The following is a 25244-nucleotide window of genomic DNA, read 5'->3' on the forward strand; positions in this document are numbered from 1 at the left end:
CCGTTTTAGATGTACATTTATAATGTTACCACCAATATTGATGATTTAGTTCACGACAAATGGATTAAATGGATGCAAGAAGAACATATACCAGCAATGATGGCAACAGGTAAATTTAGTGCTGCAAAAATGTGTCGTGTTTTAGTAACCGAAGAAATGGGAGGTAAAACTTATTCTGTACAATATACTGCTGCCTCCAAAGAAATGTTAGAACTTTATTACAAAGAAGATGCTCCTCGCCTACGCCAAGAAGGATTGAAGCTATTTGCAGATAAAATGATCGCTTTTAGAACCGAATTAGAAGTTATAAGTGAGCAATAAAATAGTACTATTTAGTTATGGCAGTCTTCAAAAACAAGAAGTTCAGTTATCGCTTTATAAAAGAGTTTTAAAAGGAAATGAAGACCAATTAAAAGGTTTTAAATTAGCTAAAAAACTCCTTTATGATCAATATCCAATCATTATTGAAACTAAAGATAATACCGATCTTATTTCAGGATTTGTTTTTGAAATTACACTCAAAGAATTAAAGTTTACTGATGAATACGAAGGTGAGCATTATAGAAGAATACAAGTAAAATTAGAATCTGGGCGAGAAGCTTGGTGTTATGTAATGTAGTATTAAAAGAGCGTCATAATGGCCAAGAAAGATTATAGCAAGAATAAATTTAAATCTAAAAACGCAGCTAAAGATAGTAGTCCAGTAAAGGCTAAAAAGCATTTAGGGCAGCATTTTTTAAAAGATGAAACTATTGCCCGTAAAATTGCGGAAACACTTACTTTTAATGGCTATACCAATCTTATTGAAATAGGCCCTGGAACTGGCGTTTTAACCAAATATCTATTAGAGCAAGAGGTAGCTCTTGTAGCAATGGATTTAGATGCTGAATCTATTCTATATCTCCATCAAAGTTTTCTTTTAGAACACCCGCAATTCATTGGTAGAAAATCCACTTTTAAGGTAATTGAGGCCGATTTTTTAAAATACGATATTGCACCTATATTTAAAGGCGAACAATTTGCCATAACGGGCAATTTCCCGTATAATATTTCTACTCAAATAGTATTTAAACTGTTAGAATTAAAAGAGTTTGTACCCGAGTTTACAGGAATGTTCCAAAAAGAAGTTGCACAGCGCATCTGCGAAAAAGAAGGTAGCAAAACCTACGGAATTCTCTCTGTTTTAGTACAGGCCTTTTATGATGCTGAATATTTATTTACCGTACCACCAAGTGTTTTTAATCCGCCTCCAAAAGTAGATTCTGGTGTGCTAAGATTAAAACGTAAAGAAAAAATAGAAATCGATTGCAATGAAAAATCCTTGTACAAAGTAGTAAAAGCCGCCTTTGGACAACGCAGAAAAACCATTCGTAACAGTTTAAAAACATTCAATCTTTCCGATAGTCTCAAAGAAGATACTATCTTTGACAAGCGACCAGAACAACTGTCTGTTATAGACTTTATAGCACTGACTAACAAAATTGATAATGATACCGTTTAAACTCACCAAAGAGCTAATAGAAGAGATTGAAACCCTTATCGAAACTAAAAACGATAATGAGTTACAATCGCTCTTAAACGAAATTCACTATGCGGATATCGCAGAAATTATCAATGAGTTAAATGAACAAGAAGCTACCTATTTAATAAAATTATTAGATAGTGACAAAACTTCTGATATTCTTACAGAGTTAGATGAAGATATTCGTGAGAGTATTCTTGGAAATTTATCGGCTAAAGAAATTGCCGAGGAATTAGAAGAATTAGATACGGATGATGCTGCGGATATTATAGCTGAGCTTACTAAAGAAATGGCTCAGAAAGTAATTTCTGAAATCGAAGATAAGGAGCACGCCAAAGATATTGTTGATCTTCTTCGTTATGATGAAAACTCGGCAGGTGGTTTAATGGCGAAAGAGCTTGTGAAGGTTAATGAAAACTGGAATGTGCTTACATGTGTAAAAGAAATGCGCGCACAGGCAGAAAATGTAACGCGTGTACACTCCATTTATGTGGTAGATGATGAAGATAAACTTAAAGGCCGTTTGTCTTTAAAAGATTTGCTCACCACATCAACAAAAACACATATAAAAGACGTTTATATTCCCAATGTAGACTCCGTTCGTGTAAACGAGAAACCGGAGGAAGTTGCAAAAATAATGTCTAAGTACGATTTAGAAGCCATCCCTGTAATTGATGAAATTGGTCGTTTGGTAGGTAGAATTACTATTGATGATATTGTGGATGTTATCAAGGAAGAAGCCGAGAAAGATTACCAAATGGCTGCGGGTATCTCGCAAGACGTAGAGGCAGATGATAGCATATGGGATTTAACAAAAGCACGTTTACCTTGGCTTTTAATTGGAATGATGGGTGGAATAGGAGCTGCAAGTATTATTAGTGGATTTCAAGATGCTTTAACAAGGTTTCCTGTATTGTTAATATTTATTCCTTTAATGCAAGCAACTGCGGGAAATGTTGGTGTACAATCATCAGCAATTGTAGTACAAGGTTTAGCTAATGACACTATAAAAGGTGCCATATGGGGTAGATTAGGAAAAGAGTTGCTTTTAGGTTTAGTAAATGGCTTGGCGTTGGCATTTGTTTTTCTATTGATAAGCCACTTTGGTTTTAATACTTCGTATTTAGTCTCTGTTGCTGTTGGAATTGCCCTTGTTACCGTAGTAGTAAATGCCGCAGTTATTGGTACATTTATTCCTATTTTTTTAAATAAAAGAGGTATTGATCCAGCCATTGCTACGGGTCCGTTTATTACTACCAGTAATGATGTTTTGGGTATCTTAATTTATTTTTCGATTGCCAAAGTAATACTTGGATTTTAATTCTTCCAAAAAACTGAAAATCAGCAATATTTTAGCATAATTACATACATTTGTCTGGTGTTTTTAATTATGAAATCTTTTGCTATTTGTAATTAAAAAGTTTTAATATTTGCATAATATTTAGTTGTACAAAATGATAAAGAGTATTGAAAATATAGAGTTAGCCTATTTAACAGTTGATGATTATGAAGCCCTTAAATCGGCCATGATTGAAACCTACCCCAATATGGAAAATGCCTATTGGAAGGAAGAGTTAATTCAGAAATTAATTAATGAATTTCCACAAGGTCAAGCGGTTATAAAAGTTAACGGAAAATTAGCAGGTTGCGCATTATCATTAAAAGTGGATTACGCACAATTTGATAGGCCACATACCTTCCGCGAAGTAACAGGTGACTATACTTTTAGCACGTTAAAACTAGATGGCGATGTTCTTTACGGTATAGAAGTTTTTATAAAATCTGAATTTAGAGGCTTACGTTTAGGTCGCAGATTATATGATTTTAGAAAAGAACTTTGTGAACGAGATAATTTAAGAGGAATCATTTTTGGTGGAAGAATTCCTAATTACCATAAATACGCCGATAAAATTTCTCCAAAAGAATATATAGAAAAAGTAAAGCGTAAAGAGATTCATGATCCTGTTTTAAATTTTCAGATTTCCAATGATTTTCACCCTTCTAAAATTATGAAAGGGTATTTAGAAGGCGATGCCGCTTCTAACGAATATGCTGTACTTTTAGAGTGGGATAATATCTACTACCAAAAAACAGTAGCAAAAGCTAGCAATGAAAAACGAGTGGTTCGCTTAGGCCTTATCCAATGGCAAATGCGTAGCTACAAAAACCTTGATGATCTAATGCAACAAGCAGAGTTTTTTATTGACTCGGTTTCTGGTTATAGATCAGATTTTGCATTGTTTCCTGAGTTTTTCAACGCCCCTTTAATGGCAGAGAATAACCATTTAAAAGAGTCTGACGCTATTAGAGAACTAGCGAAACATACTGCGGAAATTGTTCAAAAATTCTCAGAATTAGCCATTTCGTACAACATCAATATTATTACAGGCAGTATGCCCGAGATTAAAAATGACCTGCTGTATAATGTTGGTTATTTATGTAAGCGTGATGGATCTACGGAACGCTATGAAAAATTACATGTAACACCAGACGAAGCAAAAGTTTGGGGTATGCAAGGAGGTTCAGAACTGCGTACTTTTGATACCGATTGTGGTAAAATTGGAATTTTAATTTGTTACGATTCTGAATTCCCAGAATTAAGTAGAATATTGGCTGACGATGGTATGGATATTTTATTTGTTCCATTCTTAACCGATACGCAAAATGGGTATTCTAGAGTTCGCTATTGCGCGCAGGCCAGAGCAATCGAAAACGAGTGTTATGTTGCGATTGCCGGTAGCGTAGGAAACCTACCTCGTGTAAATAATATGGACATACAATATTCGCAATCTATGGTATTTACACCGTGTGATTTTTCATTCCCAGCCAATGGAATAAAAGCAGAAGCCACACCAAATACTGAAATGATTTTAATCTGTGATGTAGATATTGATTTATTACGTGAATTGAACCAATTTGGTAGCGTAAAAAACTTAAAAGATCGTAGAAAAGATTTGTTTGAACTGCGAAAAAAATAAATCATTCTTATAACTTTTGAAAAGCATCAATCTAAAAGGTTGGTGCTTTTTTGGTATATTTAAGTCAATTATTCTTTATTCTTAATGAAACCCATCAATTTAGCACAAAAACATTCACTTTTTGAAAAAAAATGGCATCCACATCAAATTGCAACAGTGGATAATATGCAAGTGCTTCTGGCTAAAATTCAAGGAGAGTTTGTTTGGCACGCACATGAAGATGAAGACGAACTTTTTCAAGTGCTAAAAGGTACTTTGTATATGCAGTTTAGAGATCGAACTGAAATTGTTAAGCAAGGTGAAATTATTGTGGTGCCAAAAGGATTAGAACATTGTCCTCTTACTAAAAACAATGAAATTGTAGAACTCTTATTATTTGAAAAACAAACAACATCACATACAGGTAATACTGTTCATGAAGTAACACAAAATCAATATCCTAAAATATAATTCCCCCTATGCACATTTTACATTTAGATAAAAATCACCCCTTAATTATAGAACAATTTAACGAGCTAGGTTTTACTAATGACGAAGATTACATCTCATCCAAAGAAGAAGTAGAAGCTAAAATACATACGTACGACGGTATTATTATAAGAAGCCGATTTACACTTGATCAAGATTTTTTAAGCAAGGCTAAAAACTTAAAATTTATTGGTCGCCTAGGGGCAGGCTTAGAAAATATTGACACTGAATTTGCCAAAAGCAATGGCGTGTTTTTAGCCGCAGCACCTGAAGGAAACAGAAATGCTGTAGGTGAACACACCTTAGGAATGTTGTTATCCTTATTTAACAAACTAAATAAGGCAGACCAAGAAGTTCGTCATGGAAAATGGGACAGAGAAGGCAATAGAGGAATTGAATTAGACGGTAAAACTGTAGGTATTATTGGCTACGGAAATATGGGAAAGGCTTTTGCTAAAAAATTAAAAGGTTTTGATGTGGAAGTACTCTGTTATGATATTAAAGGCGGAGTTAGTGATGACAATGCCCGCCAAGTTGGAATAATGGAACTGAAACAAAAGTGCGATGTGCTGAGTTTGCATGTGCCGCAAACAGAATCCACTATAAACATGATAACATCAGAATTTATCAACGATTTTAAGAAAAATATCTGGCTTTTAAATACCGCGAGAGGTAAATGTGTGGTTACTAAAGATTTAGTTGATGGTTTAAAAAGTGGAAAAATTTTAGGCGCAGGATTAGATGTTTTGGAATATGAAAAAGCCTCATTTGAAAATATGTTTACTGAAAAAGAACTACCTGAAGCTTTTCAATATTTAATTGAAGCAGAAAATGTTATTCTTACGCCACATGTTGCAGGCTGGACCTTTGAAAGTAAAATTAAACTAGCTCAAACAGTGGTAGATAAAGTAAAACAGAAATTTTGTAATTAAATGACCTCAGATGCCAAAACACCAGACGCATACATAGCACAGCTTCCTGAAGAGCGGAAAGAAGCCATTTCTAAATTAAGAAATACCATTAAACAAAACCTTCCGTTGGGTTTTTTAGAAACCATGGGTTACGGCATGATTGCTTATGTAGTTCCTAAGGAGAGGTATCCAAATGGCTATCATTGCGACCCTAAATTACCCCTACCTTTTATAAATTTAGCCTCTCAGAAAAATTTTATTGCCTTATACCATTCCGGAATTTATGCCGATAAAAACTTATCCGATTGGTTCGTAAGCGAGTATCCTAAACATAGTAATCGTAAATTAGATATGGGGAAAAGCTGTATTCGTTTTAAAAATATAGATGCCATTCCTTATGATTTAATAGGGAATTTATGCCAGAAAATGACTCCTGAGTCATGGATATCTTTATACGAAAAAAACATAATGAAAAAATAACATATGAAAAATAGAGTCACAGGCTTAGGTGGATTTTTCTTTAAAACTAAAGATCCAGATGCTTCAAAAACATGGTATAAAAATCACTTAGGATTAAATACAGACCAATATGGCTGCACCTTTTGGTGGAAAGACAAAGAAGGCAAAGATTGTTCTACACAGTGGAGCCCAATGAAGGATGATACCTCCTATTTTGAGCCCAGTAAATCGCCCTTTATGATGAATTTTAGAGTAGAGAATTTAGTAGAATTACTAAAAGCGCTCAAAGAAGAAGGCGTTACAGTAGTTGGGGAAATTCAAGAATTTGACTACGGAAAATTTGCTTGGATTTTAGATCCTGATGGAAATAAGCTAGAATTATGGGAACCAATTGATACTGCATTTCTCTGATAGCTAAATAATTATTACATTTATCGCTACATATAACAATTAACACAGTATACAACCATGTCAGAAGAACACAAAGATTTAGGCGACAAAGCAGAAGAAGCCTTTGATAACGCAAAAGAAAAAGCAAGTGAATTTGCTCATGATGCAAAAGAAAAAGCAGGGGACTTTGCTGATGATGCAAAAAAAACTGCTAATGAATTTACTGAAGGTGCAAAAGAGGCCTTTAGCGGAGCTGGTGGTGATAACAAAAAAATGCTTGCTGGTTTACTAGCTATATTTTTAGGGTCATTAGGCATTCATAAATTTATTTTAGGCTACCAAAAAGAAGGTATTATTCTTCTTGTAACTTCAGTTATTGGGTACGCAACAGTTTGTTTAGTTGTTGGTAGTTTTATATTAATGGCTGTATGGGTAATAGGTATTATTGAAGGTATTATATACCTAACCAAAACCGATGAAGAATTTTATAATACATACCAAGTAGGCAAAAAACCTTGGTTTTAATTAAAGGATACTTATAAATTTTAAAAAGCCAAATCATAAATTAGATTTGGCTTTTTTCTTGTTCTATACCTAAGCATATGCAATTAATCCATAGAGTTAATTAAATAATCTAAAGGCAATAAATTCCCTACTCTTTGACCTCCTTGTACACCTCCGAAAAAAATATCTTTTGAAGGAGAATGATTTCCGTAATAATCAATATAAAAAGTATCTACATGAACTTCAATACTAGATTGTTCGCGTCCATCATACAAGATAGACAGGAGTTTCGTTTTTTGATTTACTTCTGATAATTGTCCGTTAAAATGTATATCAAATTCAACATAAGGATGTATCTGAAATTTGTCTTTAAATATTTGAAACTTTTCCTCATCTAATCTTTTATTGGCTAAAGCCCTCATAAAATGTAGTGTTGATCCCAAATATGTTTTTGACCTGTTCTCTAAATATTTCTTCTTTACTTTTTTAGTATTTAGCTCTGAAAAAAATAAGGTTCCTGCCGTGTATGTATATCCAGGCTTTTTATCATCACCAATAAAATTCCCGAAATTCACCTCAAAATCCATTAGATTATATTCGATTTTATAACCCAAATAGTTGTTTTGAATCTGTATAGGAACCTCAGCATAGGCAAATAAGGTGTTTTTTGCTTTGTTATAATAAAGCCGAATATCTTTTTCGTTTTTTATTTTACATTGAAGTGCTGGCATGGTGGTGCCTAAAAATTCCTGTCTAAATATATTCAATTTTTTTTCTCGACTCCATGTGTCAGGCTCCATAACCACTTCATCAAGTTGCACAGCGTTTTCTATTAAATACACAAGCCCTAAATCATTAGAAGGCTTACTAAACATTTGTGTTTTATACCCAATATAACTTATTACGAGTAGTGCCGATATTTGCTTATCGGACACCAAAGTAAACTTCCCTTTTTGATTGGTAATAGTGCCTATACTGGTGCCGTCATAAAAGACAGACACACCTTCTAAAGGTAGTTTCGTAGAAAAATCGAATACAGTGCCCTCTACTTTATATTGTGCAGATAGTAAGACACTGGAACAAAAAAGAAAACAAAATAATAAGACCTGCTTACTCATTATTTAACTCCTGGTCTGCAGCTAATTTACGCTCCAATTCCGCTTGAAATTCTTCCATAACAGGTCTAACGGTATCCTCTGGTAAATCTGCAATTTTTATATACATTAATCCGTCTACGGAATTATTAAACAGTGGGTCTACATTAAAAGCTACCACTTTGGCATTTTGCTTAATGTACTTTTTAATTAATACAGGCAATCGTAAGCTTCCTGGTTCTACCTCATCAATTAATCTATCAAACTTATTTAAATCGGCTTGTGTTTCGTCAAAAACAAATTCTTTATCGGCATCTTTTAATTTTACCTTAAATTCCTTTTTCGGATGTATATATTGCGCCACATAAGGATCCCAATAGTGCGATTTCATAAACTCAATCATTAAAGATTTTGAGAAATTAGAAAACTGGTTACTTATACTTACGCCACCTATTAAATATTTATGTTCTGGAAAACGTAATGTGGTATGCACAATACCTTTCCATAATAAAAACAAAGGCATTGGTTTTTGTTGATATTCTTTAATGATGTACGCCCTCCCCATTTCAATAGAGTTTTTCATCATAGGATACAATTCTGGTTCTACCCGGAATAAATCTTGCACATAAAAACCATCTATACCATAGGCATCAAATATTTGAGAACCCATTCCCATTCTGTAAGCACCAACAATAGATTTATCATTGTCATCCCACAAAAATAAATGATGGTAATAGGTATCGAATTTATCTAAATCTATAGCGTTATTAGTTCCTTCTCCAATAGCTCTAAAAGTAACCTCTCTTTGCCTACCTATTTCTTGAAGTATGTATGGCATATCTTTTTCAACCGCCAAAAACACCTCGTAATTTTTACTTTGTAAAAGTCTACACTCTTTTTCTCTAAGCTTAATAATTTCCTCTTCAATTAACTCAGGTCTTATTGCAGATGCAATTTTTTTAGGAGCCTTAGGTATTTTAAGCGGATTAGGAATTTGTTCACGTATACGCTCTGCAAAAGGCTCTTTTTCATAGGCATTAGAAAGCATATAGGTTTTTCTACGAAGCAAATCGGTAAATTCTTCCAAACCATTTTGTTCCTTCTGCGAGGCAATTGAAATTGGCTGTCCTATTCTTACCTTAATAGGTCGGCTTTTTTGTGTAAATACTTCGGAAGGGATTTTTGCCGTTCTAAAAACATCGTTAAGCTTTGCCAAACGATAAAATAGTCGGCTGTTTTTTGCATGAAAATAAATAGGAACTACAGGAACTTCGGCCTTTCTGATAAGCTTTAATGCAGCTTCTTCCCAAGGTTTATCTACAATTAATTTATCATCCCTATAAGTTGATACTTCACCCGCTGGAAAAATACTTAACGGATGCCCATCTTTTAAATGTTGCAATGCAGCTTTAAAACCAGAGACACTACTTTTAACATTTTTATGCGTTTCAAAGGGGTTTACAGGAATAATAAATGGCTCCATAGGTTTCATTCGCTGCAACAGAAAATTAGCCATAATTTTGAAATCTGGACGATGTTCTGCCATTAATTTCATTAATATTATGCCATCTATTGCTCCAAGCGGATGATTAGAAATGGTAATAAAAGGACCTTCTTTAGGAATTCTTTTAAAATCTTCTTCGGGTATTTCAAAGTCTATCTCAAAATGCGCTAAAATTGCATCAGCATAGGCCTTACCCTCTAAATGTTGTATAGAATCGTAAAAGGTATTAATACTAGATATTCTGGTAATCTTCATCAGAAACCAGCTTATAAAAGTCCCTAAAAATCCATATTTATCTAGATTAATTGCCTTTGCAACTTCCTTAGCGGTAACTAAACCCATAATTTCTACACATTTTCCTAGAACGCTAATATAGGAAAATCGTTACATGGCTTTGATGCTTTTTAACTTTTTTATGTAAAAGAAAAATGACTCCCTCCTTATTTTACCACTAGTTGAACCGTTTCTTTACCTCGTTGCTCTAAAAGAATTTCTTTTCCATTTTGCAATGAATTTATTGCTTCAGCATCAAAATGCCTAATGGTATAAAGCGATACCCCTTCATGGTGCTGCACTTTAAATTTTCCTTTTAAGGTTTCAAGCAACTCATTTAAACGTCCAAATTTATTATCTACACAAACAGAGAAACTAATAGCAGAATTCTGAATTAAATCTACCTTCATTTTATAATCGTGCAATAATTTAAAAAGCTCGCTTATATTATCTTCTACAATGAATGAAAAATCTAAAGAAGACAATTTCATTAATACCTGATTTTTCTTTACAATAAAACAAGGAACATTCGGCTCAATACCTTTTCCTTTCCCTACAGTTGTGCCTGGATCTTTTGGCGCAATGAATGATTTTACATGTAATGGAATTTCTTTTCGCTGAAGCGGTTGTAATGTTTTTGGATGTATTACCGATGCCCCATAAAAAGCAAGTTCTATAGCTTCTAAATAAGAAATTTGATTTAATAATTGTGCTTTTTCAAAGTATCTAGGATCTGCATTTAGTACACCTGGTACATCTTTCCAAATAGTAACATCTGATGCATTTAAACAATAAGCCAAAATTGCAGCGGAATAATCAGAACCTTCTCTACCCAAGGTTGTGGTAAAGTTATTGTCATCGCTTCCAATAAAACCTTGAGTAATATTCAATTTATTTTTATTGATGCCTTTGGAGATACTGTCTTGCGTTTTTTCCCAATTTACAGTAGCATCGCGATAATTATCATCGGTTTTTATAAAATTACGAACATCCAGCCAAATATTTTCAATACCAACTTTGTTTAAATAAGCGCTCAATATAGTAGAAGAAACCAATTCGCCATAACCAATAACCTGATCATAAACAAAACTGTATTTTGGCGATTTATTCCATGCTAAAAAACCTTGAACTTCCTCGAAAAGCGATTTAACCTGCTTAAAAATAGGATGTTTATCATTCTCAAAAAGATCCATTAAAATATCATTGTGATACTTTAACACCTCTTGAATTGCATAAGAAACTGTTGTTTTATCGCTAAAATAATTATTGATTACTGTCTCCATGGCATTGGTTGTTTTGCCCATAGCAGAAACCACTAACAAGGTATTTTCATACCCAACCTGATGCAATACATTTACTACATTTTTTACACCCTCTGCATCTTTAACAGAAGCTCCTCCAAATTTGAAAATTCTCATATGCTTTTAATATAATTTTTAATGCCATTCTCATTTAATTGAACAACATCCCAATCGCGCATTACGTTAGCGCCCTTACTTTCATAAAATTTAATAGCTGGTTCATTCCAATCCAGCACCTCCCAATTTATTCTTCTAACACCTAAACTTGCTCCATATTTTACTACCTCGTTTAAAAGTGCTGTTCCCATTCCGGTACCACGCATTTTTTCGGTAACAATTAAATCTTCTAAATGAATTATTGGTCCTTTCCATGTGGAATATCTAGGGTAGACCAGTGCCATTCCTTTAATAATCCCATCTACCTCTGCAACAAAACATTTAAACAATACTTTACTCCCAAAACCATCTCTAATTAAATCTGCCTCGGTCACTTCAACGGCATTTTCTTCCTTTTCAAAGATTGCTAATTCTTGAATCAGCTTTAAAACTTGATTCATGTCACTTTTTTCGGCATCTCTTATTGAAAAATTCATGGTCCTTTTTTTACGATTTTTATACTTAATTGCTTAATTAGTTTATAAAAATACAATCTCAAGCTTCATATAAAAATAATTGTTACAAATATAACATGAAGTTATAAATTTAAAAAATATAAAAAGTACGAAAACGTTGTAGTTTCACAAAAAAGGCGATATTTGTACCTAAATAAACACTCTTTACATGACCAGGCAATACAAAACCCTTGGAGAATTTATAATTGAAAATCAAGATTCGTTCAAATATTCCTCAGGTGAATTATCAAGACTTTTAAATGGAATTAGGTTAGCTGCAAAGGTGGTAAACCATGAAGTTAACAAAGCAGGATTAGTTGACATTATCGGAGAAGCAGGCGATACTAATATCCAGGGTGAAAATCAGCAAAAACTTGACGTACTTGCTAACGAAAAATTTATCCAAACCTTAAAAAAGCGCGAAATAGTTTGTGGAATTGCTTCGGAGGAAGAAGATGATTTTATAAGCATCAATAGTTTTGATAATAATCATCAAAACAAATATGTGGTTTTAATTGATCCGCTAGATGGCTCATCTAATATTGATGTTAATGTTTCGGTAGGAACTATTTTTTCTATATACAGACGAATTACTCCTGTTGGAACTCCTGTGTCATTAGAAGATTTTTTACAGCCAGGTATCAATCAAATTGCAGCAGGTTATATTGTTTACGGAACTAGTACCATGTTAGTTTATACCACAGGTGATGGCGTAAACGGATTTACGTTAAACCCAGCGTTAGGTACATTCTATTTATCGCATCCGAATATGAAATTTCCAGAGACAGGTAAAATTTATTCTGTTAATGAAGGAAACTATGTTCACTTTCCTCAAGGTGTAAAAGACTATATTAAATATTGTCAAAAAGAAGAAGATGATAGACCATATACTTCTCGATATATAGGTTCGTTAGTTTCTGATTTTCATAGAAACATGATTAAAGGCGGAATTTATATGTACCCAAAAAGTAGTGTTGCTTCTGAAGGGAAATTAAGGTTGCTTTACGAATGCAATCCAATGGCATTTATAGCAGAACAAGCAAACGGTATAGCCAGTGATGGCAAAGGCAGAATAATGGAGATTAATCCAACAGAATTACATCAACGTGTGCCTTTCTTCTGCGGAAGTCGTAAAATGGTAGAAAAAGCCGAAGAATTTATAAGAAAGTACAATTGATTTATAGCATTATAAAACAACGCTTCAAATATGAAACAAACAAAGGCTACTTTTCAGTAGCCTTTGTTTGTTTTTTAATGCTTGATTAAATACAAATAATCATCAAAATCTATTCTACCTCCAAAAATCTCAACTGATCTTTTAATTAATTTGTCAGCTGCATCGCTCTTATAACCTAAACCTAATGCATACTTTTTAATTAAAATCATTTCTTCTTCATCAATCTCGTGATCGGCGAAAATAATTCTAAATAAATCATATAAACGCTCTAAACGTTCTTCAGAAGTCGATGGAGGATTAATTGGATACTTATTTTCAGTTTTCATCACTTCAGCATATTCTGCATCGGTAATATCTAATTTTCTAGCAAAACGATCTAATAATACTTTTTCTTGAGGGTTAACCGCCCCATCAATAGCAGCTAAAGAAGCAATTGATGCAAAATGTGCTAAATTTCTTCTATGTTCACCACTACTATATAAATCTACAAAAGACATAATTTCTATTTTTTTATAGGAGCAAATATAATTTTTTTCGAGTTCTTTATTCCTCTTAGACTAGATTATTTTAGTGTTACCAAAACAATTGAACAACATTTTCAATTGAATTATTTTCATCAAATACCAAAAGAAGTGTCATTTGATTCTTGAATTTTGTAAATTCAGCATGCTATGAAAAAACCATTACTTCAATTTACCGAAAAAGGTATTTATTGCAGTGCTGCTAAGGTATATTTAGACCCTTGGAAACCTGTTGATAAGGCTATCATTACACACGGTCATGCCGATCATAGTCGCTATGGCCATAAAAGCTACATTACTCATCATAGAAATGTACCGATTATATGCCACAGGCTTGGCGAAATTAATGTAACGGGAATAGAATGGGGCAAAACCTTTACTATAAATAACGTAAAGTTTAGCCTTCATCCTGCAGGGCATATTATTGGATCATCACAAATACGCGTTGAACATAAAGGAGATGTTTGGGTTTTTACTGGGGATTATAAAACTGAGAACGACGGAATTTCTACGCCTTATGAAGTAGTACAATGTGACACTTTTATTACAGAATGCACCTTTGGATTACCAGCCTTTAAATGGACACCTCAACACGAAGTGATGGAATCTATTAACAACTGGTGGCTTGAAAACAAAGCGGAAGGAAAAACATCCATACTTTTTGGATATAGTTTGGGAAAAGCACAACGCTTACTAAAATGTTTAAATCCTGAAATAGGTAAGATATACACCCACGGCGCCATAGAAAACATGACCAAAGTGTTGCGTCCACTCGTTGATTTTCCGGAAACAACACTAATTACCAAGGAAACCAAAAAACAAGATTTATTGGGTAATATGGTACTCGCTCCACCTAGTGCACATGGCAGCACTTGGATTAAAAAAATGGTGCCTTACGTTACAGGATCTGCCAGCGGTTGGATGACATTTAGAGGTGCAAGACGAAGAAGAGCTATTGATAAAGGCTTTGTATTAAGCGATCATTGCGACTGGACAGGCTTATTAGAAAGTATAAAAGCTACTGGTGCGGAAAAGGTAATTTGCACACATGGCTATTCTGATATTTTTTCAAGATACTTACGCGAACAAGGGTATGATGCCAGAACCGAAGAAACACAATACGGAGAAGAAGAAACCACAGAAATAGAAGAAAAAATAATTACATAGAACACCTTATCTTGAATTTTACCGCATGAAGAACTTTGCTTCACTTATTAAAACCCTAGACAGCACAACCAAAACAAATACAAAGGTTGCTGCCCTAGCGGAGTATTTTGCAAAGGCCAGTGATACAGATAAGGTGTGGACCATCGCAATCTTATCACATCGAAGACCTCCAAGACCTGTGAACACTACTTTATTACGGCAATGGGCTTCTGAATTATCTAACATTCCATTATGGCTTTTTGAAGAGAGCTACCATATTGTGGGTGATTTAGCAGAAACTATAGCATTAGTAATTCCATCTAATCCGTTACAAACTGACAAATCGCTCACGGAATTTTTAGAAGAGATGATTCTTTTAAAAAAGAAACCAGAAGAAAAGAAAAAAGAATACCTCTACAACAATTGGAAAGCATTAGATTATTATGAACGTTTTGTTTTTACCAAATTAATTACTGGAGGTTTCCGAATTGGTGTAAGTCAAAAATTAATGACAAAGGCCTTATCTAAAGCTACTGAAATAAACGAAGATATATTAGCCTATAAATTGATGGGGAATTGGGACCCAAAAACGATTACTTTTCAAGAACTGATTTTAGAGGAGAATGAAAATGATTACCTATCAAAACCATATCCTTTTTATTTAGCTTACGCTATTGAAAATGAAGTGAACGATTTAGGTGATGTGCAAGAATGGTCTGCAGAGCATAAATGGGATGGTATACGCTCACAAACCATATTTAGAAATGATGAATTATTTGTATGGAGTCGTGGTGAAGAATTAGTAACCGATAAGTATCCCGAATTAGAAAAACTGGTGGGCATTATTCCAAACGGAACCGTCATTGATGCGGAAATTTTGCCTTATGCAAATAATACCATAGGTACTTTCAATGATTTGCAAACTAGGATTGGAAGAAAAACGGTTTCTAAAGCACTGCTAAAAAAAACACCCATAATCCTTAAAGCCTATGATATTTTAGAATGGGAAGGGAATGATATTCGGCATCTTCCTTTTATAGAACGAAGGGAGCTATTAGAGAAATTATTTGAAACTATTTCAGCTACGGAGCACCTACCAATTCAAATTTCTGAAACTATTCATTTCAATTCTTGGGAAGAGGTTGCCAAAGAAAGAGAACGGGCACGCGAAATGTATAGCGAAGGTTTAATGCTAAAAAGAAAAGATTCTCCTTATTTAGTTGGTAGAAAAAAAGGCGATTGGTGGAAATGGAAAGTAGACCCACTTACTATTGACGCCGTATTAACCTATGCTATGCGCGGACATGGAAGAAGAAGTAATTTATTTACCGATTATACTTTTGCGCTCTGGAATACAAACGAGGAAGGAGAAAACGAACTGGTCACTTTTGCAAAAGCGTATTCCGGACTTACTGATGCCGAGTTCCGTAAAGTAGATGCTTGGATTAAAAAGAATACCCTTGAACGTTTTGGTCCCGTGCGGAGTGTTACCCCGTATTACGTTTTCGAAATTGCTTTTGAAGGTATTGCTTTATCTAAAAGACATAAAAGTGGAATTGCAACGCGATTCCCTAGAATTATACGCTGGCGACATGACAAAAAAATAGAAGATGCCAATACTATTGAAGATTTAAAAAGCTTAATCCCAAGCACAAGTATAACAACTACCGAATAATTACAGTACCCTAACCGTACTATGAATAGAGACGAATTATATACCCTAGCCGAAAATTGGTTTCAAGAAAATAATTGGAAACCATTTAAATTCCAAAAGGATACTTGGAAGGCTTTTTTACAGGGTAAAAACGGATTGTTAAACGCTCCCACAGGAAGTGGAAAAACCTATGCCCTTTGGTTTCCTATAATTCTAAATTACATAAAGTCTAATCCGGAGTACAAAACTAAGCACAAAAAAGGCTTAAAAGCAATATGGATTACTCCCCTGCGAGCTTTATCTGATGAGATTAGACAATCTGCAGAACGAGTTGCTACTGATTTAGGTACCCAAATGACAGTAGGGATTAGATCAGGAGACACTAGTACAAAAGAACGAACTGCGCAGAAAAAGCAAATGCCCGATTTGTTAATAACCACTCCCGAAAGTCTGCAATTACTTTTAGCCTCTAAAGGTTACGAAAAACAATTTAAAGATTGCAGCGCCATTGTTGTAGATGAATGGCACGAGTTGTTAGGCACTAAAAGAGGTGTACAGATGGAACTTGCTCTTTCTCGTTTAAAAACTGTTTCTAAAAAACTTAGAATATGGGGAATATCAGCAACAATAGGCAATCTAGAACAGGCACGAGAAGTGCTATTGGGCACCGATTCTAAGGCACTTGAAAATTCAGTTTTAATAAAAGCTAAACTGAATAAGAAAATAACCGTAAAAAGTATCATCCCTAAAAAAATGGAAACCTTTCCGTGGCGCGGACATTTAGGATTGCATTTATTAGAAGATATTATTCCCATAATTAACAATAGTAAAACCACCTTACTATTTACCAATACCAGAAGTCAGTGTGAAATTTGGTTTCAAAAAATTTTAGAAAAACATCCTGAGTATGCTGGCGAAATTGCCATGCACCATGGGAGTATAAATAAAGAAACCCGCTTGTGGGTAGAACAGGCTATCCGTAATGCAAACTTAAAGGCTGTAGTGTGCACCTCTAGTTTAGATTTAGGGGTAGATTTTGCTCCGGTAGAAACAGTCATACAAATTGGAGGGCCAAAAGGTGTCGCCCGCTTTCTACAGCGTGCTGGGCGCAGTGGCCACCGACCAGGCAAAGAAAGTGTTATTTACTTTTTACCCACGCATGCTATAGAACTTATTGAAGCTTCTGCTTTGCAGGAAGCTGTAAAACACACCGTAGTTGAAGACCGCATTCCGTATTTGAATAGTTATGATGTGCTACTGCAATACCTCACCACCCTCGCTATTTCCGATGGTTTCTATCCTGATGAAATATACCAAGAGGTTATTAAAACCTTTTGCTACCAAGCCCTCTCTAAACAACAATGGCAGTGGTTATTAAACTTTTTAGTCATGGGCAGTCAGAGTTTGCAAAGTTATGATGAATATAAGAAAGTAGATATTGAAGAAGACGGCAAGTTTAAAGTCTATAATAAAGGTATTGCTATGCGACACCGTTTTCAAATAGGAACTATTGTTGGCGACGCAAATTTAACAGTACGCTATCAAAAAGGAGGTTTTATTGGATCAATAGAAGAGTTCTTTGTTTCAAAATTATCTCCTGGAGATATTTTTACATTTGCTGGTAGAAATCTAGAGTTTATTCGGATAAAAGACATGCAAGTACATGTTCGGAATTCCAGCAAAAAAACTAACAAAGTTCCTAGTTGGATGGGCGGACGACTTACGTTTTCTGCACAAATGTCAGAATTGTTGCGTGAGGAATTATATAAAGTGGCCTCCCCCAACCCCTCCAAAGGAGGGGAGTTAAGTGTCGAACTCAAATCTTTAAAGCACATTTTTGACAAGCAACAAGAAGAAAGTATCGTGCCAAAACCCAATGAACTTTTAATTGAAACCTTCAAAACACGTGATGGTTTTCATCATATATTTTATCCGTTTGAAGGTCGAGGAGTTCATGAAGCCATGGGAAGCCTTTTAGGCTATCGTATAAGTTTACTTTCACCAATAACTTTTTCTTTAGCTTTTAATGATTACGGATTTGAGTTACTTTCTGACCAAGAGATAAACATACAGCAGGTTTTAGATAATGATTTGTTTTCTACAGACTTTATGTTGAGTGACTTGCAAAAAAGCTTAAATGCCACTGAGATGGCGCGTAGAAAATTTCGTGACATTGCAGTAATTAGTGGATTGGTGTTTACAGGATATCCAAATAAGGGTATAAAAATGAAGCATTTACAAAGTAGCTCACAACTTCTTTTTGATGTTTTTAGGGATTACGAAGCCGATAATCTGCTTTTTCAACAGGCTTTCACTGAAACATTTGAACACCAATTAGAAGAAGGGCGTTTGCGACTGGCATTAGAGCGCATTGAACAACAAGAAATTGTTTGGAAAGCATGCCAGAAAGCAACACCATTTTCATTTCCAATAATCACCGATAGATTGCGAGAAAAACTATCTAGTGAAAAATTAGCAGATCGTATTAAACGTATGACTGCGATTCTTACTAAAAAGTAAAAACCTTTTGCTTTTTCTTATTTTTGTAGTGAATGACAGAAGTTATAGTTTTAAACCATCAGACATTTACAATGCATTGTTCTGGTGCACTTTTTTGGGAAGAAAAAAGTACGCTAGTGGTCAGTGATATTCACTTTGGAAAAGTATCACATTTTAGAAAACACGGCGCAGCAGTACCACAAAAGGCCATTCAGAAAAACTTTGATCTTTTAGAGAATATCGTTCATCAATTTAAACCTAAAACTATCTGTTTTTTGGGTGATTTGTTTCATTCATCTATCAATTCAGAATGGCATTTATTTGAAACTTGGGTAACCAAAACAGATGCAAAACTATTCTTAATTGCAGGGAACCATGATATTATATCACCATTAAAATATGAAGCTTTAGGCATTGTAGTAATTAGTGAAATTGTAACTCAAGGTTTTCTATTCACGCATCACCCAGAAGAACGCGAAGGACTATTTAATTTTGCAGGGCATATTCACCCTTCCGTAAAACTAAAAGGTAGTGGAAAACAATTTTTAAAATTAGCTTGCTTTTTTAAATCAAACCACCAAATGATTCTCCCTGCCTTTGGTGAATTTACAGGAACATATTCATTACAACCTGCTAAAGATAATGAGGTATATGTTATCACTAAAGATCAAGTTCTTAGAGTTTAGCTACCCACATAAAAATATGAAAATAACGTATTCCTCTAGTAAATATTTAGAGGACCATAGTATATTTGCACAAAAGCTAAAAGTTGAGCCAAGATCTTATTCAACAAAACTATGCACAGTCTCCGCAATTGCAGAAACTGCAAAATGCTATTGCCAATTCTGAATCAAAAACTAATTTAAAAGGATTAATAGGTTCTTCATTATCCTTTGTTCTTAGTGCTATTTTTAAGAAAGCAGACAACCCTTTTTTATTAATTTTTAATGACAAAGAAGAAGCTGCCTATTATTTGAATGATTTAGAACAACTGATTGGTGATAAAGATGTTCTTTTTTATCCAGGAAGCTATCGGAGACCTTACCAAATTGAGGAAACCGATAATGCAAATGTTCTTTTGCGTGCCGAGGTATTAAATCGCATAAATTCAAGAAAAAAACCTGCTTTAATAGTCACCTATCCTGATGCACTTTTTGAAAAAGTGGTTACCCGAAAAGACTTAGAAAAGAACACACTTAAAATAAAACTAGAAGATTCACTATCGTTAGATTTTTTGAATGAAGTTTTATTTGAATACAAGTTTAAACGTGTAGACTTTGTTACGGAACCTGGAGAATTTTCGGTGCGTGGTGGTATTGTAGATGTATTTTCTTTTTCGAATGATGAACCTTACCGTCTGGAATTTTTTGGAGACGAGGTAGATAGCATACGTACTTTTGATGTTGAAACCCAATTATCAAAAGAAAAGGTTACCAAAATAACCATCATCCCTAATGTTGAGAATAAGTTTCTTAATGAAACTAGAGAAAGTTTTTTAAAATATATATCAGCAAATACTATTGTTTTTAGTTCAGATTTAGATTTATTATTCGATCGTTTAGATTCCTTTTTTGAGAAGGCTGAAGAGGCTTTTAAAAAACTATCTACTGAAATTAAGCATGCCGAACCAGAAGCACTTTTTGTAAATTCTAATTCGTTAAAATCTCAACTTAAAGATTTTAAATTAATTACTAGCGGAAATTCAAAATCGCTCTCCGAAACTTCAAAAATTACATTTGAAACAAAACCGCAACCTTCATTTAATAAAAAGTTTGATTTACTGATAGAAAATCTAAACGAGAACTTTGAAAAAGGTTATACCAACTATCTATTTTGCGCTACGGAACAACAAGCAAAACGTTTTTACGATATTTTTGAAGAATTAATAGCTGCATCGCCTAGTTCCAATAAAGTGCATTACAAAACCGTGGTTTTTCCACTGCATGAAGGTTTTATAGATGACGACTTAAAAATTGTTTGTTATACCGATCATCAGATATTTGAGCGGTATCATAAATTTCATATTAAAAACGGATACGCCAAAAAGCAAGCCATAACGCTAAAAGAACTAAACAGATTAGAACTCGGCGATTATGTTACCCATATGGATCATGGGATTGGGAAATTCGGCGGATTGCAAAAAATAGATGTCGAAGGCAAAAAGCAAGAAGCGATAAAACTCGTCTATGGCGAGCGAGATATTTTATACGTGAGTATTCATTCACTTCATAAAATATCAAAATTTAATGGTAAAGACGGTGCTCCACCCAAAATATACAAATTAGGGTCTGGAGCTTGGAAAAAGGTAAAAGACAAAGCAAAATCGCGCGTTAAGAAAATTGCTTTTGATTTAATTAAAATTTACGCAAAAAGAAGACTCGAAAAAGGCTTTCAATATAGCCCAGACGGTTATTTACAAAATGAACTTGAAGCTTCTTTTATATACGAGGACACTCCAGATCAAAGTAAAGCAACTGACGACATTAAGCGCGATATGGAAAGTGAGCGTCCTATGGATCGACTTATTTGCGGCGATGTTGGCTTTGGAAAAACTGAAGTAGCCATTAGAGCAGCCTTTAAAGCAGTAACCGATGGCAAACAAGTAGCGGTTCTTGTGCCTACAACAATTCTTGCTTTTCAGCACAGCAGAACGTTTAGCGAGCGATTGAAAGATATGCCTGTAACGGTAGATTATTTAAACCGATTTAGAACGGCAAAAGAAAAGAAAGAAACACTAGAAAATCTGGCACTTGGTAAGGTCGATATCATTATAGGCACCCACCAATTGGTCAATAAAAATGTACAATTTAAAGATTTAGGCTTATTAATTGTTGATGAAGAACAAAAGTTTGGTGTTGCCGTTAAAGACAAATTAAAATCTATTAAGGAAAATGTTGATGTTTTAACATTAACCGCCACTCCAATACCTAGAACCTTACAATTTAGTCTAATGGCCGCCCGAGATTTGTCGGTCATTACAACTCCCCCACCAAATCGCTACCCGATTGAGAGTGCTGTTATTCGTTTTTCAGAAGAAACCATACGAGATGCCATTAGTTATGAAATTCAAAGAGGCGGACAGGTGTTTTTTATTCATAACCGAATAGAAAACATAAAAGAAGTAGCCGGAATGATTCAACGCTTGGTACCTGATGCTAAAATTGGTATTGGGCATGGGCAAATGGAAGGCAAAAAATTAGAAACTTTGATGCTTGCCTTTATTAATGGCGAATTTGATGTATTGGTATCTACTACCATTGTGGAAAGTGGATTAGATGTTACCAATGCCAATACTATTTTTATAAATAATGCCAATAATTTTGGTTTGAGCGATTTGCATCAAATGCGTGGACGCGTTGGGCGTAGCAATAAAAAAGCATTCTGCTATTTTATAACACCACCTTATGATGTTATGACCAACGATGCGCGAAAAAGGATACAAGCTTTAGAACAATTTTCGGAACTCGGTAGTGGTTTTAATATTGCCATGAAAGATCTTGAAATTAGAGGTGCGGGTGATTTGTTAGGAGGCGAACAAAGCGGATTTATTAATGATATAGGCTTTGATGCTTATCAGAAAATATTAGTGGAAGCTGTTGATGAATTAAAAGAGAATGAATTCAAGGATTTATACGAAGAAATAGAAGGTCATCATGAAAAAATATTTGTAAAAGATACTCAAATTGATGCCGATTTTGAATTGCTTTTCCCTGATGATTACATAAATAGCATTACGGAACGATTAAATCTTTACACCGCTTTAAACGAGATTAAGGATGAAGTTGCTTTAAAGAAATATGAAACTGATTTAATAGATAGATTTGGTGAACTACCTATTGAAGCTGAAGATTTATTAAATTCAGTGCGCATAAAGTGGATTGCTAATGCCATGGGATTAGAAAAAATAGTAATGAAGCAAGGTAAAATGATTGGGTATTTTATTGCTGATCAGCAATCCGCATTTTATCAAAGTCCGCAATTCACCAAAGTTTTACAATTTGTACAAGCATTTTCTAGTATTTGTAAAATAAAAGAAAAGCAAACTAGAAATGGATTGCGTTTGTTATTGGTTTTTGACCATATAAAATCTGTTGATCAAGCCTATTTAGCACTCGAACCGTTTGAATTAGAAAAGAAATCTGTTTCAAAATAAAATTTGGAGTGGTTTTTGTAAAATATTATTTATGAAAAAATTCATCTTCTTTCTTGTTTCCATTTGTGCATTCAATTTAAATGCACAACATACTATTTCAGGCACTTTTACCCCTGCCGAAGATTATACATGGTTAATCGCTTATAGATTAAAACCAGGCACCCAAGTATATGCCGCCGATACTGCGATAAAAAATGGTGCGTTTACCATGACATTGCCAGAGAATGCAGAACCTGGCACGTATAGATTGGTTTATGCTGTACCTCAAGAGGAGTACAATTTTGACATTATTTACAATGGAAAAGAAGATATTATTTTTAATTTCAATTCCGATGATGGTGCTTCATTTAAATCATCTACAGAAAATACTATTTTAAATGAATACGAAGCCGCTATTGCTACTGCAGAACAAAACTTTATAAGTTATTACACCAATCAGGAGCAAGATGAACTGCTTTATCAGAATTTAATTCAGGAGATTTTGAACATACAAGAGCGTTATGAAGAAAAATCAAACGGATTATTGGCTTATCATTTTATTAAGGCGAATAAACCTTACATGCCAACAAAATTAGAGTCGGTTCAAGACTATGTGCAACATAAAAAAGAACATTATTTTGATGCGATTGATTTTAATAATACCGTACTACAAAGCTCAGGATTCCTTAAGGATAAATTAGCAAATTTTGTATTTACAGCTTTGCCATTGACCGCTGATAAGGTTGATCTAAAAGAAACTGAAATTAATAAAAATATTGTACTAATCAATTCGCATATAGAGCAACTAAGCGCATCTTTTAAATTTCATATTTATAATGATTTATGGAATTACGCCGTGGCATATGGCTACAATTCTGTTTCAGATTTCATTTATAATACGTACTTAAATGAGCTTGCTAAAGAAACCAATAATATAGAAATTAAAAATGCAATTGAAGCACACAACAGATTGCGTTTAGGAGAGGTTGCTCCTGAAATAATCTGGAAAAAGGGAACTGAATTACTAAAATTAAGTGATTTAAATGGAGCCACAAATTATGTGCTCGTTTTTTGGAGTAGTACCTGCGGGCATTGCTTAAAGGAACTACCTGCCTTACATAAAGAATTATCAGGTAAGAATAAAATAAAAGTTCTTGCGATTGGATTAGAAGATGATACTGAAAATTGGAAACAAGAATCTAAAAATCTAACAAGTTTTGAGCATGCTATATCTCTTGGCAAATGGGATAGTGAATATGCCGATTTATATGATATTCATGCCACTCCCACCTATTTTATTCTCGATAATGAAAAGCGAATTATTGCTAAGCCTGAAAACGACAAAGCAGTTGTAGAATTTTTAGAAAAAATCTACTAACTGCTCTGCAATATATATAATAAAGTAATTAAAGAGTTTTTAAATCTTTTATTGTTTTAAAGGCAATATCTACATGCTCGTCATCAACAAGTATGGTAAATTCATTCGTAGTAGAAATAACTTCATATAGTACAATACCTTCCCAAGCTAATCTTTGGAAAATAAAATAATAAATTCCTGGTACGGTTACATTCTCAGATGGCAATTTTACAGTAATTGAAGAAAGGTTTTCTGCTTTTTGAGTACAACGTTCTCCTTCAAATAATGCTTCGACTGTTTTATCTAAACTATTACTAACAACAATGTTTAGTTCATTTACCCCTCTAGATGAGGTGTAAAAAACTTCTTTGTCTTTATTTATTTCCTTTAATAATAAGCGTTGATTTTCCAATAATGTATCAGACAAAAGAAAAGTGAAGTCTGTTAATGAAGAACGCACAGTAATTTCACCTATATTCTTCAAAACTTTGATGATTTTATGTGTTGCTCTAAATTCTAAATCATCCGATAATCGTTTTAGCGCCATAACAATGGCACCGTTTCGGATGTCCTTCCCGAGTTCTGCTTCAATCTCAGGTTTTACGATTCTAGAAAGCGATGTAAGGTTAATAATTCCCTGTGCTAAAGCGCTTTGCAAAAAAGGTTTCTTTTTAATGTAGTTTTCAACTACAGATGAAATTGTTTTCATGATTTTGGTTGTGAGCTGCAAATATAACAATTTG

The 25244-nt window shown here is 34.0% G+C and carries 23 protein-coding genes; 17 read left to right on the forward strand and 6 right to left on the reverse strand.

Translation table 11 applies throughout. The features are described 5' to 3' along the window. Nucleotides 1-9: 9 nt before the first annotated feature. From B8963_RS02465 to B8963_RS02510, 10 genes are all read left to right on the forward strand, one after another. On the forward strand, nt 10-321 hold the full coding sequence (locus B8963_RS02465) for a DUF4286 family protein (protein ID WP_084059816.1): 312 nt from the start codon (nt 10-12) through the stop codon (nt 319-321). Further along, the gene (locus tag B8963_RS02470) at nt 311-619 is read left to right on the forward strand and encodes a gamma-glutamylcyclotransferase family protein (protein ID WP_084059817.1); all 309 of its coding nucleotides are present in this window, start codon (nt 311-313) and stop codon (nt 617-619) included. The genes B8963_RS02465 and B8963_RS02470 overlap by 11 nt, the downstream gene beginning before the upstream one ends. Before the next feature lie 18 nt (nt 620-637). Next, nucleotides 638-1501, forward strand: a complete 864-nt coding sequence (gene rsmA / locus B8963_RS02475) for a 16S rRNA (adenine(1518)-N(6)/adenine(1519)-N(6))-dimethyltransferase RsmA (RefSeq protein WP_084059818.1) — start codon at nt 638-640, stop codon at nt 1499-1501. Next, complete coding sequence (gene mgtE / locus B8963_RS02480; RefSeq protein WP_084059819.1) at nt 1488-2843, forward strand: magnesium transporter; 1356 nt, start codon at nt 1488-1490, stop codon at nt 2841-2843. The genes rsmA and mgtE overlap by 14 nt, the downstream gene beginning before the upstream one ends. 133 nt (nt 2844-2976) lie before the next feature. Continuing rightward, nucleotides 2977-4500, forward strand: coding sequence for a carbon-nitrogen hydrolase family protein (locus B8963_RS02485; RefSeq protein WP_084059820.1), 1524 nt, complete (start codon nt 2977-2979; stop codon nt 4498-4500). Between the two features lie 84 nt (nt 4501-4584). After that, on the forward strand, nt 4585-4950 hold the full coding sequence (locus B8963_RS02490; protein ID WP_084059821.1) for a cupin domain-containing protein: 366 nt from the start codon (nt 4585-4587) through the stop codon (nt 4948-4950). Between the two features lie 8 nt (nt 4951-4958). Next, entirely contained in the window at nt 4959-5900 is a 942-nt protein-coding gene (locus B8963_RS02495) for a 2-hydroxyacid dehydrogenase (protein ID WP_084059822.1), read from the forward strand. After that, the gene (locus tag B8963_RS02500) at nt 5901-6359 is read left to right on the forward strand and encodes a DUF1801 domain-containing protein (RefSeq protein ID WP_084059823.1); all 459 of its coding nucleotides are present in this window, start codon (nt 5901-5903) and stop codon (nt 6357-6359) included. Nucleotides 6360-6362: 3 nt separating this feature from the next. After that, a complete protein-coding gene (locus tag B8963_RS02505; protein ID WP_084059824.1) occupies nt 6363-6749 on the forward strand; it encodes a VOC family protein in 387 nt (128 codons plus the stop codon). Between the two features lie 57 nt (nt 6750-6806). Next, a complete protein-coding gene (locus B8963_RS02510) occupies nt 6807-7253 on the forward strand; it encodes an NINE protein (protein ID WP_084059825.1) in 447 nt (148 codons plus the stop codon). Between the two features lie 83 nt (nt 7254-7336). Here the strand turns inward: B8963_RS02510 and B8963_RS02515 are convergent, their stop codons facing one another. The 4 genes from B8963_RS02515 to B8963_RS02530 all read right to left on the reverse strand — a co-directional run bounded on the left by B8963_RS02515 (nt 7337) and on the right by B8963_RS02530 (nt 11997). Beyond that, complete coding sequence (locus tag B8963_RS02515; RefSeq protein ID WP_084059826.1) at nt 7337-8350, reverse strand: carboxypeptidase-like regulatory domain-containing protein; 1014 nt, start codon at nt 8348-8350, stop codon at nt 7337-7339. Continuing rightward, nucleotides 8343-10172 (reverse strand): GNAT family N-acyltransferase, encoded by a 1830-nt coding sequence (locus B8963_RS02520; RefSeq protein ID WP_084059827.1) that lies wholly within the window; start codon nt 10170-10172, stop codon nt 8343-8345. Before B8963_RS02520 ends, B8963_RS02515 begins: the two co-directional genes overlap by 8 nt. Nucleotides 10173-10270: 98 nt before the next feature. Next, entirely contained in the window at nt 10271-11521 is a 1251-nt protein-coding gene (locus B8963_RS02525; RefSeq protein WP_084059828.1) for an aspartate kinase, read from the reverse strand. After that, nucleotides 11518-11997, reverse strand: a complete 480-nt coding sequence (locus B8963_RS02530; RefSeq protein WP_084059829.1) for a GNAT family N-acetyltransferase — start codon at nt 11995-11997, stop codon at nt 11518-11520. Before B8963_RS02530 ends, B8963_RS02525 begins: the two co-directional genes overlap by 4 nt. 187 nt (nt 11998-12184) lie before the next feature. Here B8963_RS02530 and fbp point away from each other — a divergent pair, with 187 nt between their 5' ends. Next, the gene (gene fbp / locus B8963_RS02535; protein ID WP_084059830.1) at nt 12185-13192 is read left to right on the forward strand and encodes a class 1 fructose-bisphosphatase; all 1008 of its coding nucleotides are present in this window, start codon (nt 12185-12187) and stop codon (nt 13190-13192) included. Between the two features lie 74 nt (nt 13193-13266). Here the strand turns inward: fbp and B8963_RS02540 are convergent, their stop codons facing one another. Next, nucleotides 13267-13689, reverse strand: a complete 423-nt coding sequence (locus B8963_RS02540) for a tellurite resistance TerB family protein (RefSeq protein WP_084059831.1) — start codon at nt 13687-13689, stop codon at nt 13267-13269. Nucleotides 13690-13863: 174 nt separating this feature from the next. On the opposite strand from B8963_RS02540, the gene B8963_RS02545 reads away from it, so the two are divergent. The 6 genes from B8963_RS02545 to B8963_RS02570 all read left to right on the forward strand — a co-directional run bounded on the left by B8963_RS02545 (nt 13864) and on the right by B8963_RS02570 (nt 24522). Beyond that, entirely contained in the window at nt 13864-14880 is a 1017-nt protein-coding gene (locus B8963_RS02545) for a ligase-associated DNA damage response exonuclease (protein ID WP_084059832.1), read from the forward strand. Nucleotides 14881-14905: 25 nt separating this feature from the next. Next, entirely contained in the window at nt 14906-16534 is a 1629-nt protein-coding gene (locus B8963_RS02550; protein ID WP_084059833.1) for an ATP-dependent DNA ligase, read from the forward strand. A gap of 21 nt (nt 16535-16555) precedes the next feature. Further along, nucleotides 16556-19033, forward strand: a complete 2478-nt coding sequence (locus B8963_RS02555) for a ligase-associated DNA damage response DEXH box helicase (protein WP_084059834.1) — start codon at nt 16556-16558, stop codon at nt 19031-19033. A gap of 32 nt (nt 19034-19065) precedes the next feature. Further along, on the forward strand, nt 19066-19698 hold the full coding sequence (gene pdeM, locus B8963_RS02560) for a ligase-associated DNA damage response endonuclease PdeM (protein WP_084059835.1): 633 nt from the start codon (nt 19066-19068) through the stop codon (nt 19696-19698). A gap of 83 nt (nt 19699-19781) precedes the next feature. Beyond that, entirely contained in the window at nt 19782-23165 is a 3384-nt protein-coding gene (mfd, locus tag B8963_RS02565; protein ID WP_084059836.1) for a transcription-repair coupling factor, read from the forward strand. Between the two features lie 31 nt (nt 23166-23196). After that, on the forward strand, nt 23197-24522 hold the full coding sequence (locus B8963_RS02570) for a TlpA disulfide reductase family protein (protein ID WP_084059837.1): 1326 nt from the start codon (nt 23197-23199) through the stop codon (nt 24520-24522). Between the two features lie 28 nt (nt 24523-24550). On the opposite strand, the gene B8963_RS02575 is transcribed toward B8963_RS02570, so the two are convergent. Continuing rightward, on the reverse strand, nt 24551-25210 hold the full coding sequence (locus tag B8963_RS02575) for an aspartate kinase (protein ID WP_084059838.1): 660 nt from the start codon (nt 25208-25210) through the stop codon (nt 24551-24553). Between the last annotated feature and the right edge of the window lie 34 nt (nt 25211-25244).

Origin of the sequence: Cellulophaga tyrosinoxydans, assembly GCF_900176415.1 — a bacterium.
GTDB lineage: Bacteria > Bacteroidota > Bacteroidia > Flavobacteriales > Flavobacteriaceae > Cellulophaga > Cellulophaga tyrosinoxydans.

Excerpts from the sequence above, each read along its gene's own strand:
- B8963_RS02575 (WP_084059838.1), bottom strand. The coding sequence starts at position 25,210 with ATGAAAACAATTTCATCTGTAGTTGAAAACTACATTAAAAAGAAACCT.
- B8963_RS02550 (WP_084059833.1), top strand. The coding sequence starts at position 14,906 with ATGAAGAACTTTGCTTCACTTATTAAAACCCTAGACAGCACAACCAAA.
- B8963_RS02515 (WP_084059826.1), bottom strand. The coding sequence starts at position 8,350 with ATGAGTAAGCAGGTCTTATTATTTTGTTTTCTTTTTTGTTCCAGTGTC.
- B8963_RS02530 (WP_084059829.1), bottom strand. The coding sequence starts at position 11,997 with ATGAATTTTTCAATAAGAGATGCCGAAAAAAGTGACATGAATCAAGTT.
- B8963_RS02485 (WP_084059820.1), top strand. The coding sequence starts at position 2,977 with ATGATAAAGAGTATTGAAAATATAGAGTTAGCCTATTTAACAGTTGAT.
- B8963_RS02570 (WP_084059837.1), top strand. The coding sequence starts at position 23,197 with ATGAAAAAATTCATCTTCTTTCTTGTTTCCATTTGTGCATTCAATTTA.
- B8963_RS02510 (WP_084059825.1), top strand. The coding sequence starts at position 6,807 with ATGTCAGAAGAACACAAAGATTTAGGCGACAAAGCAGAAGAAGCCTTT.
- B8963_RS02555 (WP_084059834.1), top strand. The coding sequence starts at position 16,556 with ATGAATAGAGACGAATTATATACCCTAGCCGAAAATTGGTTTCAAGAA.
- B8963_RS02545 (WP_084059832.1), top strand. The coding sequence starts at position 13,864 with ATGAAAAAACCATTACTTCAATTTACCGAAAAAGGTATTTATTGCAGT.
- mgtE (WP_084059819.1), top strand. The coding sequence starts at position 1,488 with ATGATACCGTTTAAACTCACCAAAGAGCTAATAGAAGAGATTGAAACC.
- B8963_RS02525 (WP_084059828.1), bottom strand. The coding sequence starts at position 11,521 with ATGAGAATTTTCAAATTTGGAGGAGCTTCTGTTAAAGATGCAGAGGGT.
- B8963_RS02490 (WP_084059821.1), top strand. The coding sequence starts at position 4,585 with ATGAAACCCATCAATTTAGCACAAAAACATTCACTTTTTGAAAAAAAA.
- B8963_RS02520 (WP_084059827.1), bottom strand. The coding sequence starts at position 10,172 with ATGGGTTTAGTTACCGCTAAGGAAGTTGCAAAGGCAATTAATCTAGAT.
- pdeM (WP_084059835.1), top strand. The coding sequence starts at position 19,066 with ATGACAGAAGTTATAGTTTTAAACCATCAGACATTTACAATGCATTGT.
- B8963_RS02495 (WP_084059822.1), top strand. The coding sequence starts at position 4,959 with ATGCACATTTTACATTTAGATAAAAATCACCCCTTAATTATAGAACAA.
- B8963_RS02505 (WP_084059824.1), top strand. The coding sequence starts at position 6,363 with ATGAAAAATAGAGTCACAGGCTTAGGTGGATTTTTCTTTAAAACTAAA.
- fbp (WP_084059830.1), top strand. The coding sequence starts at position 12,185 with ATGACCAGGCAATACAAAACCCTTGGAGAATTTATAATTGAAAATCAA.
- B8963_RS02540 (WP_084059831.1), bottom strand. The coding sequence starts at position 13,689 with ATGTCTTTTGTAGATTTATATAGTAGTGGTGAACATAGAAGAAATTTA.
- B8963_RS02500 (WP_084059823.1), top strand. The coding sequence starts at position 5,901 with ATGACCTCAGATGCCAAAACACCAGACGCATACATAGCACAGCTTCCT.
- rsmA (WP_084059818.1), top strand. The coding sequence starts at position 638 with ATGGCCAAGAAAGATTATAGCAAGAATAAATTTAAATCTAAAAACGCA.
- B8963_RS02465 (WP_084059816.1), top strand. The coding sequence starts at position 10 with ATGTACATTTATAATGTTACCACCAATATTGATGATTTAGTTCACGAC.